Annotated in this window: 1 protein-coding gene (only partly in view); it reads right to left on the bottom strand. The window is 72.6% G+C overall.

Annotated features, from left to right (window positions below; translation table 11 throughout):
* Positions 1-15,046, bottom strand: the beginning of a protein-coding gene (locus OV207_RS31990; RefSeq protein WP_267558795.1) for a non-ribosomal peptide synthase/polyketide synthase. Its footprint begins 17,138 nt before the window's first position; only the first 15,046 of its 32,184 coding nucleotides appear in the window; the start codon lies at positions 15,044-15,046; the stop codon falls past the left edge of the window.
* Between the last annotated feature and the right edge of the window lie 235 nt (positions 15,047-15,281).

Consider the following 15,281-nt stretch of genomic DNA (forward strand, 5'->3'; position numbering starts at 1 on the left):
GCAGCGCCACGCCGAGCATCGCGCCCGGAGGCAGCCGGTGCATCAGCTCCCCCCGTGCCACGGCCAGCCGCAGGGCATCCGGCAGGGAGAGGACGCCCGCGACACACGCGGCGGCGTATTCGCCGAAGCTGTGGCCCAGCACCGCGTGGGGGATGATGCCCCAGTCCTGCCACAACCGGGCCAGCGCCACCTGCACCGTGAAGAGCGCGGGCAGGGCCACGCGGGTGTCCGCGAGCAGCGGGGCCCCGTCCGTCTCCGCATCCGGATGCAGCAGGGCCTCCACCCGCGCGCGCAGGGGCGCGTCCAACAGCGCGAGGCACGCGTCCATGTGGACGCGGAACGCAGGCACGGATCCGGACAGCTCCCGCCCCATGCCCAGCTGCTGGCTGCCCTGTCCGGAGAAGACGAAGGCCACCCGCTTGCGGCGGGCTCCCTCCACGTCCTTCAGTCGCACTGGCGTGGCCGGCTTGCGAAGCTGCCTCGCCAGGTCCGCCGCGTCGCGCGCCACCACCGTGCGCCGGTACTCGAAGGCCCGTCGTCCAACGGCCTGCGTGTACGCCACGTCCGCGAGCGCCGACTCCGCGCCCGACACGGAGAGCGGGTCCGCCAACGCCTCCACGGCTCCCGGAGCGCGGGCGGACAGCACGTGCAGCGCGAGCTGCTTCGCCACCGTCTCCAACGTTTCGGGCGAGCGCGCCGTCAGCACCTGCTGGGCCAGCTTCAATGCCGCCGCTTCCATCGCCTCCGGCGACCGGGCCGCGAGCACGAACGTGGCGAGCCGCTGCGCCGCCGCCTCCAGGGCCTCGGGTGAGCGCGCCGACAGCACGAAGACCTGGTGCGAGCGCGACGTGGGGCCGCTGGACGCCGCTGGCGCTTCCTCCAGCACCGCATGCGCGTTGGTGCCGCCCACGCCGAAGGAGCTGACCGCGGCGCGCCTGGGCGTCCCACCCCGGGGCCAGGGCCGCAGGTGGGTGTTGACGAAGAACGGTCCCGCGTCGAAGTCGATTTGCGGGTTCGGCTGTTCAAAGTGGAGGCTGGGGGGAATCTCTCCTTCCCGCAGCGACAGCGCGACCTTGATGAGGCCCGCGAGCCCCGCCACGGTGTCCAGGTGGCCCACGTTCGTCTTCAGCGACGCGAGCGGAATGGTGCCCCGGTGCTCCGGCCCCAGGCCGTAGGCGCGCTGGAGCGCCGCGACCTCGATGGGGTCCCCGAGCGGCGTCGCCGTCCCGTGGGCTTCCACGTACCCGATGTCCCGGGGTGCCACGCCGGAGCGGTTCAGCGCCTGCGTGATGACGGCCGCCTGCCCCTGCACGCTCGGCGCGGTGAAGCCGGACTTGTTGCGCCCGTCGTTGTTGACGGCGGTGGCGCGGATGACGGCGTGGATGGCGTCGCCGTCGCGCACGGCATCCTCCAACCGCTTGAGCACCACCGCGGCCACGCCGCTGCCGGAGACGGTGCCCTGGCCCTTCGCATCGAAGGCGCGGCAGTGACCGTCCGGGGAGTAGATCATCCCCTCCTGGTGCACGTAGCCGGTGCGCTGCGGAACGGACAGCCGCGTCGCGCCCGCGAGCGCCACGTCCGACAGGCCCGTCAGCAGGTTCTGACAGGCGACGTGCACGGCCACGAGCCCCGTGGAGCACGCGGTGTACACGAGCATGCTCTCGCCAGTGAGCCCCAGCTTGTACGACACCTTCGTCGGCAGGCTCTGGTACGTCGCGGTGCCGAACAGCTCGAAGAAGGCCGCCGAGTCCAACGGCAGGTGCTGCTGGACCTCGCTCGCGTAGCCGGACTCGTTCGCCCCCGCGAACAGGGAGATGACGCCCGGGAAGCGAGCCGGGTCGACGCCCGCGTCCTCCAGCGCGGCCCACGCGCACTGGAGGAACAACCGCTGCTGCGGGTCGGTCCACTGCGCCTCGCGCAGCGACATGTCGAAGAAGGCGGGATCGAACTCGTCGATGTCCGCGAGCACGCCCTGCGCGGGCACGAAGCCCGGGTGCTGCCACAGCTCCACCCCCGGTGGCAGGCCGGGCTGGTGCTCCAGCTCCTCGGGCTGGAAGCGGGAGATGGACTCCACGCCCTCGCGCAGGTTCTTCCAGAACTCCTCCACCGACGCCGCCCCGGGGAAGCGCCCGGACATGCCGATGATGGCGATGGCTCCCGACGGCAGCGTGGGCGCTGGGGCCTTCTCCGGCGTTCGTGCTGACGCATCCGGGGAGGTTCCTGTCACGGGCGTTGCTGCGCTCAAGGAAGCTCCAGACGCGGACGTCGTCTCCATGGGTGCCGCACCGGCCTTCGCGCCCTCCCGTTCCAGGCGTTCGGCGAGCGCATGGACGGTGGGGTGTTCAAACAGCCAGACCACGGGCACGTCGCGCTGGAGTGCTTCGCGCAGCCGGTTGGCGACGCGCACGACGGTGAGCGACGTGCCGCCCAGGTCCTCGAAGAAGTGGTCGTGGACGCCGATGCGCTGGGCCCCCAGCTCCCGGGCCCAGACGGACGTCAGCCGGTCCTCCAGCGGGTTTCCGGGCTCCACGAAGCGACCCTTGCGCGCGGTGGAGGCGGCGTCGGGCTCAGGCAGGGCGTGCCGATCCACCTTGCCGTTGGGCGTGAGCGGCAGCGCGGCGACCGTGACGAACGCGGTCGGCACCATGTACTCGGGCAGCCGTTGGCGCAGGTGTTCGCGCAGGGCCTGGACGTCCAGCACCCCGGCGACCGCGGGCACCACGTAGGCCACGAGCCGCTTGTCGCCCGGCACGTCCTCGCGCACGAGCACGGCGGCATCGGCGATGGCGGGGCGCCAGCCCTTGAGCGCGGCCTCGACCTCGGACAGCTCGACGCGGAAGCCGCGCACCTTCACCTGGCCGTCGATGCGGCCCAGGAAGTCCAGGCTCCCGTCCGGGCGCCAGCGCACCAGGTCCCCGCTGCGGTACACGCGCTCACCGGGCGTGGTGCTGAACGGATCCGGCAGGAAGCGCTCCGCCGTGAGGTCCGGGCGGGAGAGGTAGCCCCGCGCGAGCCCGTCACCACCGATGAGCAGCTCGCCGGGCACGCCCACGGGCACGGGCCGGAGCGCCCCGTCCACCACGTACACCCGCGTGTTCGACACGGGAGGACCGATGGGGAGCAGGTCCCCGCGCGCGTCCTCGGGCCGCTCCATGCGCAGGCAGCAGGTGAAGACGGTGGCTTCGGTGGGGCCGTAGCCGTTGACCACGGGCAGGCCCAGCGTCTCCAGCACGCGGCGCGTGTGCGAGGGCGACAGGACATCCCCGCCCACGAAGAGCTGCCGCAGTCCGCGCAGCACCTCCAGCTTCACGTCCACCACCTGCGCGAACAGGCCCGCGGACAGGTACAGCGACGTGACGCCGTGACGGCGCAGGACCTGGCCCAGCAGCTCCAGGTCGGTGGGCGGCTGGGGCGGGAAGACGACGAGCCGCCCTCCGGACAGGAGCGGCCCCCAGATCTCCAGCGTGGACGCGTCGAAGGACAGCGGCGCGAGGAGCAGGAAGGCCTCCTCCGGCGTGAAGCGGGCCCAGGTGGCGCCGTGCAGCAGGCGCAGCACGCCCCGGTGCTCCACGGCGACGCCCTTGGGACGGCCGGTGCTCCCGGAGGTGAAGTCCACGTAGGCGAGGCTTCGCGAGGAGACGTCCACGTCCGGTGCGGTGGTGGGCCGACCCTCCAGGGTCTCTTCCTCCACGAAGACGCACGGCACCGCCTCCGACACCGACAGCGAGGAGCGCAGCGCGCGCGTGGTGACGAGCAGCCGGGGCGGGGCGTCCTCCAGCATGAGGGACAGCCGCCGCGCCGGATACGCGGCATCCAGCGGGACGTAGGCGCCCCCCGCCTTGAGGATGGCCAGCAGCGTGACGATGAGCTCGACGGAGCGCTCCAGGCACACGGCCACGAGCGCATCCGGGCCCACGCCGTGCGAGCGCAGCAGGTGTCCCAGCGCATTCGCGCGCGCATCGAGCTGGGCGTACGTCAGGCGCGCGTCGCCGAACTCCAGCGCGGTGGCCTCCGGACGCAGCGCGACCTGCCGCGCGAAGCACGCGGCGAGGTTCGACTCGCGCGGGAAGTCCCCGGCGGTGGCGTTCCACGTCGTGAGCACCTGCTGGCGCTCTCCGGGCGTGATCCACTCCAGGTGGGCCATCGGCACGTCCGGGGCGGCGACGACCGCGTCCAGCAACGTGCGCAGGTGTCCCAGCAGCCGCTCCACCGTGGAGCGCTCGAAGAGGTCGGTGCTGTATTCGAGGACGCCGCGGAGGCCGTCCGGCGCCTCGTGCAGCAAGAGGCCCAGGTCGAAGCGCGCCGTGGCGTTGTCCACCGGCACCGGGCGCAGCGTGAGCCCGGGCGCCTTCAGCTCCCCGGTGGGGGCGTTCTGGAGCGCGAAGACGGCCTGCACCAGGGGGTTGCGGCTCAAGTCGCGAGCCACCTGGAGCTCCTCCACCAGCTTCTCGAACGGCAGGCCCTGGTGCTCGAACGCGGAGAGCGTCGAGGCCCGGACCTGGGTGAGCAGCGTCCGGAACGTGTCCCCCGGACGCACGCGCCCGCGCAGCACCAGCGTGTTCACGAAGAAGCCGACCAGCCCCTCCAGCTCCTCCCGGTCGCGGCCCGCGATGGGCGAGCCCACCAGCAGCTCCTCCTGCCGTGAGTAGCGCGACAGCAACACCTGCCACACGGCGAGCAGCGCCATGTAGGGCGTCACGCCTTCCTGCCGGCCCATCGCCAGCAGCCGCTCCACCGACTCCGAAGGCAGGTGCACGGCAAGGAGCGCCCCGCTCGTGGACTGGAGCGCGGGGCGGGCCTTGTCGGTGGGCAGCTCCAACACCCTGGGTGCTCCGGCGAGGTGCTGCTTCCACCACGCCACCTGCTGTCGCAGCACCTCGCCCTGGAGCCAGGAGCGCTGCCACACGGCGAAGTCGGCGTACTGCACCGGCAGCGCGGGAAGCTCCGGCGTCCGGCCCGAGCAGAAGGCCTCGTAGCCCGTCGCCACCTCCCGCACCAACACGCCCAGCGACCAGCCGTCGGAGACGATGTGGTGCATGCACAGGAGCAACAGGTGCGCCTCCGTCTCCACGCGCAGCAGGCGCGTGCGCAGGAGCGGCCCCCGGCCCAGGTCGAACGGACGCGAGGCCTCTTCCACGCAGAGCCGCTGGGCCTCCTCCTCACGCGCCCCGACATCCACGGGCGACAGGTCGGTGACGGGCAGCTCCCACCGGGCGGCCGGGTGCACCGTCTGGACGGGCTGCCCGTCCTTCATCGCGAAGGTGGAGCGGAGGGCCTCATGGCGGGCGACGACGTGCTCCAGGGCCCGCCTCAGGGCCTCGGCGTCCAACGCGCCTTCCAGGCGCAGCGCCGAGGTGACGTTGTAGTGACTGCCTCCCGGGCGCAGCTGCTCCACCACCCACAGCCGCTGCTGCGCGAAGGACAGCGGCAGGTCCCGCTCCCGTGACGTGGGAACGAGAGCGGGGAGGCTCGGGCTGGTGGCGCGTGAGAGCAGCGCCGCCTCCACCGTGTCCGTGAGCCGCGCGACGGTGGGCGCGTCGAAGAGCGCGCGCAGGGGCAGCTCCACCCCGAACGAGGACCGCAGCCGGGAGATGAGCTGCGTGGCCAGCAGCGAGTGACCTCCGATGACGAAGAAGTCGTCGTGCAAGCCGACCCGCTCCAGCCGGAGCAGCTCCTGGAACAACGTGGCGATGCGCTTCTGGAAGAACGACAGGTGCTCCGGCGCATGGGAGCCGGAGACAACCGCGCGCGCGTCCGGCGGGGGCAGCGCCTTGCGGTCCACCTTGCCCACGGGCGTGAGCGGCAGTGAGTCCAGCGACACGAACGCGGAGGGCACCAGGGGCGCGGGCAGTCGTTCGGCGACGAAGGCGCGCAGCACCGCCGCCTCCACCGGGGCGCCGGGCACGTACCAGGCCACCAGCCGCGGATCTTCCGAGCCGTCGTCCACCAGCCCCGCCACCGCGGCCTTCACCGACGGGTGCTGGCGGAGGAGGGCCTCCACCTCGCTCAACTCGATGCGGAAGCCGCGCAGCTTCACCTGCGTGTCGATGCGGCCCAGGAAGTCCAGCGTGCCGTCCGGCCGCCAGCGGGCCCTGTCGCCGGTGCGGTAGAGCCGGGCCCCGGGCACGTCGCCAAAGGGCGAGGGCACGAAGCGCTCGGCGGTCAGCGCGGGGCGTCCCAGGTAGCCGCGTGCGAGGCCGTCACCGCCCAGGTACAGCTCTCCCGGGACGCCCACCGGGACGGGCTGGCCCCGGGCATCCAGCACGTACGCCTGGACCCGCGTCATCGGCCGGCCGATGGACACGGACGTGGCGTGCGCTGGCAGGTCCACGATGTCGTGCGTGGTGACGCCGACGGTCGCCTCCGTGGGGCCATACAGGTTCACCAGTCGCCCCGGAGGCCCGGCGCGCAGCACGGCGCGCGCGGCATCCGCGTTCGCGGCCTCGCCAGCGAAGAGCACCACGCGCATCGTGGCGAAGGCGTCCGGGACCTCGCGGGCCACCGTGTGGAACAGGGCCGTGGCGAACAGGGCCGTGGTGGCGCCCACCTCGCGCAGGGTCCGCGCCAGCTCCGTGGGCGCCAGCGTCACCTCGCGCGGCAGGATGACCAGCCGCGCGCCGTTGAGCAGCGCGCCCCACACCTCGAAGGTGGCGAGGTCGAACGACGGCGTGCCGGCCTGCACCATGCAGTCGTCCGGCGTCAGCCGCGCGAAGTCCGTATCCCGCACCAGGTGCGCGATGGAGTGATGCGTGATGCCCACGCCCTTGGGCACGCCGGTGGAGCCCGACGTGTAGAGCACGTACGCCAGCTGCTCCGGAGCCACGACGACGCCCTCGGGCCCGGTGCGCGACTGGCGGTCGAGCACCGCCGCGTCGGCGTCCAGGCACACCGTGGGCAGGGCATGCGCGGGGAGCGCACCCAGGAGCGCCTGCTGCGCCACCACCGCGGACACGCCGGAGTCCTCGAACATGAACGCGAGCCGGGGACGCGGGTACGCCGGATCCATGGGCACGTAGCAACCACCGGCCTTGAGGATGCCGAGCATCCCCACCACCAGCTCCAGGCCCCGCTCCACGCACAGCGCGACGCGGGCCTCCGGCCTCAATCCCGACGCCAGCAGGTGACGCGCGAGCTGGTTGGCGCGGGCCTCCAGCGCCGCGTACGTGAGCGACTGTCCGCCGGACTGCACCACCACGGCGTCGGGAGCGCGCTGGACCTGGGCCGCGAACAGCGCCGGGACGGACCGGGGCGCGAGCGGACGGTGCGTCGCGTTCCAGTCCACCAGCACGCGCTGTCGTTCGGCGCCCTGCAGCAGGGAGTGCCACGACACCGGGACGTCCGGCCGGGCGGTGAGCGCCCCGAGCAACACCTGGAAGTGCGTCACCATGCGGGCGACGGTGGTGGGCTCGAAGAGGTCGGTGGCGAAGTTGAGGTCGCCGTTGAAGGCGCCGTCCTGCTCCTGGAGGCTGAAGTCCAGGTCGAACTTCGCGGTGGTGATCTGCCCGCCGCGCAGCTCCAGCCGCAGACCGGGAAGGTCCAGCGTGCCCGGCGGGGCGTTCTGGAGCGTGAAGGCCACCTGGAACACCGGCGACCGGCTGGGGTCCCGGCCGGCTTGCAGGCCCTCCACCAGCTTTTCGAACGGGAGGTCCTGGTGCGCGTACGCCGCGAGCGTCGTCGCCTTCACCTGGGCCAGCAGCGTCCGGAACGAAGCGCCCGGGTCGATGCGGGCCCGCAACACCAGCGTGTTCACGAAGAAGCCGATGAGGCCCTCCGTCTCCGCCCGGTTGCGGTTGGCGATGGCGGAGCCCACGAGGACGTCGTCCTGGCCCGCGTACCGGGACAGCAGCAACTGGAGGCCCGCGAGCAGCACCATGAAGGGCGTGGCGCCTTCGCGGGATGCCAGCGCCTTCACGGACGCGGACAGCGCCGGTGACAGCGCCACGGGAAGGGACGCGCCCTGGAACGACGGGGTGAGGGGCCGGGGCTTGTCGGTGGAAAGGTCCAGTGACGTGGGCGCCTCCGCGAGCTGTCCCTGCCACCAGTCCAGCTCCGCCTGGAGCACGTCCCCCTGCAACCACTGGCGCTGCCAGAGCGCGAAGTCGGCGTACTGGACGGGCAGGGCGGGAAGGCCGTCCGGCTGACCGGATGCGAAGGCGCGGTACAGCGAGCCCAGCTCCCGAGCGAAGACGCCAATGGACCATCCATCGGACACGATGTGGTGCAGCGTGAGCAGCAGCCAGTGGCGCCGTGGCTCCAGCCGCAGCAACACGGCGCGCACGAGCGGACCCTGGCCCAGGTCGAAGGGCCTCGCGGCCTCCACCGCCGCCTGCCGCCCGGCCTCGGCTTCGCGCCGGTCCTCCGCGACGGACGCCAGGTCGATGGTGCGCAGCGAGAGCGTCCCGCCCTCGTGGATCCGCTGGAGCGGTGAGCCCCCTTCGGATGCGAACGTGGTGCGCAGCGCTTCGTGACGTCGCACCAGGGCCTGGAGTGCCTGCTCCAGCGCGGCGGCGTCCAGCGTGCCATCGAGCACCAGGATGCCGGGCACGTTGTAGAACGCGCTGCCGGGCTGGAGCTGATCCAGGAACCACAGGCGCTGCTGCGCGAAGGACAGCGGCACGGGCCCTGTGCGCGGCATGGGCACGAGCGGCGGAAGCCCCGGACGTGAGGCCTCCTGCCCACGCAGCGCCGCGACGCGCACGGCGAGCCGCCCCACCGTGGGCGCGGCGAAGAGGTCCCCCAGCGGCAGCTCCACCCCGAGCGTCGAGCGCAGTCGCGACACCACCTGCGTGGCGAGCAGCGAGTGTCCACCCAGGTCGAAGAAGTCATCGTGGACGCCCACGCGCTCCACGTGCAGCACTTCACCAAAGAGGCCGGCGAGCTGCTCCTCCAGCGCATCGCGCGGAGCGACGAAAGCGTCGGTGGACACCGGGACTTCGGGGGCGGGCAGGGCCGAACGGTCCAGCTTGCCGTGGGCATTGAGGGGCAGGGCCGCCAGCACCACGCAGGCGCTCGGGATCAGGTGGTCGGGCAGCTGCTGCTGGAGGGCGGAGCGCAGGGCCTGTCCCTCCAGGGCTTCCCCGACGACGTAGGCCACGAGCCGCTTGTCCCCGACGACGTCCTCGCGCACCACGGCCACGGCTTCGCGCACACCCGGCAGCGCGCGCAGGGCCGCTTCGACTTCGCCCGGCTCGATGCGGAAGCCGCGCAGCTTCACCTGGAAGTCGGTGCGCCCCAGGAACTCCAGCGTGCCGTCCGGTCGCCAGCGGGCCCTGTCGCCGGTGCGGTAGAGGCGCGCTCCGGGCGTGGCGCTGAAGGGATGCGGGAGGAAGCGCTCGGCGGTGAGCGCGGGCTGGCGCAGGTAGCCCCACGCCAGACCTTCGCCGCCGACGTACAGCTCCCCCGGCATCCCGGGAGGCACCGGACTGTAAGCCGAGTCCAGCACGTACACGGTGGAGTGGGGCAGCGGCCGACCGATGGGGACCGTGGTCCCCACCGCGTCCCTCGCGTGCATCGCGTGGGTAGCGGAGAAGGTGGTGTTCTCGGTGGGCCCGTAGCCGTTGACGAGCACCGCGTCCGCGCCCATCCGCGCCAGGTGCTCCCGCACGCGGGACGGGGGCAGCACGTCGCCGCCCGCCAGCAACTGGGGTACGGCGGCGAGGGCCTCCGGGTGGTGCACCGACATCTGTTCAAACAGCGCGGCGGTCAGCCACAGCGTGGTGATGCGGTGGTGGCCCACGGTGTCGGCGATGCGCGCGAGGGACAGCTCCCCAGGAGGCGCGAGCACCAGCCGAGCGCCGTTGAGCAGCGCGCCCCAGATTTCGAGCGTGGAGGCATCGAAGGCGGCCGGCGCGAGCTGGAGGACGACCTCCGTGGGACCGAAGCGCAGGAAGTCGTTGTCCATCACCAGCCGCAGCACCGCGCGGTGCGGAACGCAGACGCCCTTCGGCAGGCCGGTGGAGCCGGAGGTGAAGAGGACGTAGGCGAGGCTGTCTCCCGTCACTTGCGAGGAGGGCGCCGTCTCCGGCTGCGAAGTCAGCAGCGACGCCTCCGCGTCCAGCAACACCAGCGGCGTCAGCAGGGCGGGCAGCTCGTCCGCGAGCGACTCCAGGGTGATGATCAGCGCCGCCCCGGACTGCTCCAGCAGCAGGGACCACCGCTCGGGCGGGGCGCTCAGCTCGACGGGCACGTAGGCGGCGCCGGCCTTGAGCACCGCCAGCAACGAGATGATGAGCTCCGGCGAGCGGGGGAGGAGCACCGCGACGCGGCTGCCTTCGCCAATGCCCGAAGCGCGCAGGTGGTGCGCGAGCTGGTTCGCGCGCGCGTCGAGCCGCGCGTAGGTGAGGTCTCCCGCGTCGGAGACCAGCGCCAGGGCCTCTGGCGCCCGCGCGACCTGTTCTGCGAAGCGCGCGGGCAGGGACTGTCGCGAGAAGTCCCGGACGGACGAGGCTCCGCTCCAATCCTCCAGCACCCTCCGCCGGTCCTCACCCGTCAGCAGCGACAGCCCTCGCATCGGCGCGTCGAGCTGTCCGGGGAGCGCTTCGAGCAGCGTGGCGTAGTCGCGCAGCAACCCCCGGAGGAAGTCCGCGTCGAAGAGGTCGGTGTTGTAGTGGAGGCTGCCGGTGAAGCCGTCCTGCGACTCCTCCAGGATGAGGCTGAAGTCGTACTTCGACGACGTGAGGGTGGGGGGCACTTCGCGCAGCGTGAGCCCCGGTGCCCGCCACTCCGCCGTGGGCGCGTTCTGGAGCGTGAGGGTGACCTGGAAGAAGGGCGTGTGGCGGGTGTCGCGCGCGGGCTGGAGTTCCTCCACCAGCTTCTCGAAGGGGAGGTCCTGGTGTTCGAAGGCGCCTAGCGTGGTGGCCCTCACCTGGGCCAGCAGCGTGCGGAACGAAGCGCCCGGGTCGATGCGGGCCCGCAGCACCAGCGTGTTCACGAAGAAGCCGATGAGGCCCTCCGTCTCCGCCCGCGTGCGTCCCGCGACCGGCGCGCCCACGCTGACGTCGTCCTGGCCCGCGTACCGGGACAGCAGGAGCTGATACGCGGCCAGCAGCACCATGAAGGGCGTGGCGCCTTCACGCTTCGCCACGTCCTTCACCGCGTCCGCCAGCGTTCGTGGCAGCCGCACCGCGAGCTGTTCGCCAGAGAAGGTCTGCACGGCCGGACGCGGTCGGTCGGTGGGGAGCGTCAGCAGCGGCGGAGCGCCGGCCAGCTGCTCCCGCCACCAGGAGAGCTGGGGCGCGAGCACGTCCCCCTGCATCCGCTGCCGCTGCCACGCCGCGAAGTCGGCGTACTGGATGGGCAGGGCTGGCAGCGCGGGCGCCTGGCCGGACGCGAACGCGGTGTAGAGGGCGACCAGCTCCCGCACGAGGATTCCCGTGGACCACCCGTCGGACGCGATGTGGTGGGTGAGGACGAGCAGGACGTGCCGCTTCTCCTCCAGCCGCACCAGCACCGCGCGGAAGAGGGGTCCCCGGGCCAGGTCGAAGGGCCGCCGCGCGTGCTCCGCGATGACCTCCCGCAGCCGGGCCTCGCGCGTCTCGGGGGGCAGCACACCCAGATCGACCTCGTCGAAGGGGCACGCTGTCTCGGAGGCGATGCGCTGGATCGGCCCCTGAGGCCCGGCGGCGAACGTGGTGCGCAGCACCTCATGGCGCTGGACCAGGGCATCCAGGGCCTGTTGGAGGGCCCGCGGCTGGAGCGCTCCTTCGAGCAGCACGGCGCCGGGCAGGTTGTAGGCGACGGAGCCGGGCTGAAGCTGCTCCAGGAACCACAGGCGCTGCTGCGCGAAGGACAGCGGCAGGGCTTCGTCGCGGGATGCGGGCCGCAGGGGCGGAGCCTGGGGCCCGGTGGCGCGTCCCCGGGCCTCATCGACCACACCGGCGAGGGCCGCGAGCGTGGGGGCCTTGAAGACGGCGCGCAGCGGCAGCTCGAAATGGAAGGCCGCGCGGAGCCGCGAGAGGAGCCGCGTGGCCAGCAGGGAGTGCCCTCCCAGGGCGAAGAAGTCGTCGTGCGCTCCCACGCGTTCGACGCGAAGCAGCTCCGTCCAGAGCGACGCCAGCCGCTCCTCGGTGGGCGTGCGCGGGGCGACATACGCAGGCGCCACGGCAGTGGTGGTGTCAGGGGCCGGCAGGGCCTTGCGGTCGACCTTGCCGCTGGCGGTGAGGGGCAGGGCCTCCAGCGGGACGAACGTCGCGGGCACCATGTACTCGGGGAGCCTGTCCTCCAGGAACGCCCGGAGGGCTTCGGTCCCGGCCGGGGATGCGTCCGCCCGATGGACGAGGTACGCCACCAGCCGCGTGTCGCTGGCGGTGGTGCCCGCGCGCGCGACCACCACCGCCTGCCGCACGTCGGGGTGTTGCTCCAGGGCGGCTTCAATCTCTCCCAGCTCGATGCGCAGTCCGCGCACCTTCACCTGGAAGTCGGTGCGGCCCAGGTACTCGATGGCGCCATCGGGCAACCAGCGGGCCACGTCCCCGGTGCGGTACAGCCGCGCTCCAGGCGTGTCGTCGTAGGCGTCCGGGATGAAGCGCTCCGCGGTCAGCTCCGGCCGGCCCAGATACCCGCGCCCCACCTGCACGCCACCGATGAACAGCTCGCCCGGCACGCCCTGGGGCACCGGCCGCAGCGCCGCGTCCAGCAGCCGGATCCGCGTGTTCGCCACCGGGCGGCCGATGGGCACCGAGCGCCCCAGCGCGCCGCGCACGCACTCATGCGCGGTGACCTCCACCGCGGCCTCGGTGGGGCCGTAGAGGTTGTGCAGCCGGATGGTGGGCAGCCGCTCCAGACACCGCTCGGCCAGCTCCAGCGGGAGGGCTTCTCCGCTGCACACCACCCGGCGCAGCGACGCGCAGCGCTCCAGGCCGGGCTCCTCCAGGAACACCTGGAGCATGGACGGCACGAAGTGCGTGGTGGTGATGCGCTCCCGGGCGATGAGGTCCGCCAGATACCCCGGCTCCTGATGGCCCCCGGGCCGCGCCACCACCAGCCGCGCCCCCGTAATCAGCGGCCAGAAGAACTCCCAGACGGACACGTCGAAGCTGAAGGGCGTCTTCTGCAACACCGCGTCGTCGGGCGACAGCGGATGCGCGCCCTGCATCCACAGCAGTCGGTTGACGATGCCGGGATGCGCGTTCATCGCGCCCTTCGGACGCCCCGTGCTGCCCGACGTGAAGATGACGTAGGCCAGGGCCTCCTCGAAGGACACCGGCGGCGGCGTCACGGTGGGCTGGCGCTCCACCTCTTCCCATTGCGTGTCCAGGCGGACCACCGGCCCGTCGTGGACGGGCAATCGCGCGACCAGCCGCTCCTGCACCAGGAACACGGCGGGCCGCGCGTCCTCGGCCATCCACGCCAGGCGCTGCTCCGGGAACGATGGGTCGAACGGCACATAGGCGCCCCCGGCCTTCAGCGTGGCGAGCAACGCCACCACCAGCTCCAGCGAACGCTCCAGGAGCAGCCCGACGCGGACCTCCGGCCCGACACCGCGCTCCCGCAGGTGCCATGCGAGCTGGTTGGCGCGCGCATCGAGCTGCGCGTACGTCAGGGACGAGCCCTCGAAGGTGACGGCCACGGCGTCGGGCGTGCGCGCCACCTGGGCCTCCACCCACTGGTGCAGCAGCACCCCGCGCGGACGCGCCTCGGAGGGCCCGCTCCACGCATGCAGCACCCGCTGGCGCTCCGCCGCGTCCAGCAGGGACAGCTCCGACAGGCGCGCGTCGGGCCGGGAGACGGCGTCCTCCAGCAAGGTGCGCAGGTGGCCCAACAGCCGCGCCACCGTGGCCTCGTCGAAGAGCGCGGTGCGGTACTCGGCGGTGAGGCCCAACCCCTCCGGCTGTTCGAGCGCGAAGAGGGTGAGCTCGAACTGCGCGAAGCCCTGGGCGACGGACCGGGCCTCCAGCGAGAGCCCGGGCAGCCGGAGGGGAGGGCGGGGCGTGTTCTGCAACACGAACATCACCTGGAAGAACGGCGAGACGTCCAGGTGACGCGGAGGCTGGAGCACCTCCACCAGCTTCTCGAAGGGCACGTCCTGATGGGCGAAGGCCCCCAACGCGGAGGACTTCACGCGCGTGACGAACTCGCGGAAGGAGGGGGCGCCCTCCTGCGACGTGCGAAGCGCCAGCGTGTTGACGAACAGGCCGATGAGCGACTCCAGCTCCGCGCGCGAACGTCCGGCGATGGGCGTGCCGACCGTGAGGTCCTCCTGCCCGGAGTAGCGCCGCAGCAGCACCTTGAAGCCCGCGAGCAGGACGGTGAACAGCGTGGTGCCCTCCTGTCCCGCGAGCGCCGTGAGCCGCTGGAGGAGCCGCGGGGGCAGCACCGCCGACACGGTCGCGCCCCGGGGATCCACCTGCGCGCCGCGGGGGCGGTCGGTGGGCAACGACAGGACGGCCCGGGCATCCAGGTGCGTCCGCCACCAGTCGAGCTGGGACCGCAAGGCGTCGTCCCCCAGCGACTCGCGCTGCCACGCGGAGAAGCCCGCGTACTGCAATGGAAGCGCGGGCAGCGTCACGGGGACGCCCGACGTCAGCGCCGCGTAGGCCGCCCCCAGCTCCTGCACCAGCACGCCCAGGGACCAGGCGTCGGCGACGGTGTGGTGCAGCTTGAGCATCAGCAGGTGCTCGGTGTCGGAGAGGGCGAAGAGCAGGGCCTCCAGCAAGGGGCCCTGCTCCAGGTCGAAGGGCGCCCGGGCCTCTTCATCCAGGCGCCGCCACGCCGCGTCCTCGTCCGCCACGCGCACGACGGGCAGCGGCACGACGAGCGTGGGAGCGATGCGCTGCCAGGGGCGCCCATCCTGTTCGACGAAGGTGGTGCGCAGCACGTCGTGGCGACGCACGACCTCCTGGAGGCTGCCCTCCAGCGCCGCCACGTCGAGTCGCCCCGACAGGCGCACGGAGTACACCAGCCCGAGCCCCGCCTGTCCTGGCGCCAGCCGCTCCTGGACCCACATGCGCTCCTGCCCGAACGACGCCGGGACGCGGCGCGTGTCGCGGAGCTTCTCGCGCAACAGCTCCGCCAGCCGCGCGCGCTTCTGCTCAGGGGTGGGGGCCATGGGGTACGACTCCTTGGGGGGCATCGCGGGGCGCCAGGAAACAGTGATGCGTCATGTTTCAGGGCTGCGAGGCCGCGGATACTAGAAGCGCCTGCGACACACCGGCAGCGATTTACTTCCCGGCCTGGTCGTCAACCCGCCTCGGATCCGCGGCGCCGTGGACGCCCAGGGAATTCAGTCTCACGCACGGTGTTGCGCACGCGCCTCCAGCGGTCTTTCACCGTGTTTGTGGAAC

It is taken from the genome of Corallococcus sp. BB11-1, from assembly GCF_026626625.1.
GTDB classification, from domain to species: Bacteria; Myxococcota; Myxococcia; order Myxococcales; family Myxococcaceae; genus Corallococcus; species Corallococcus soli.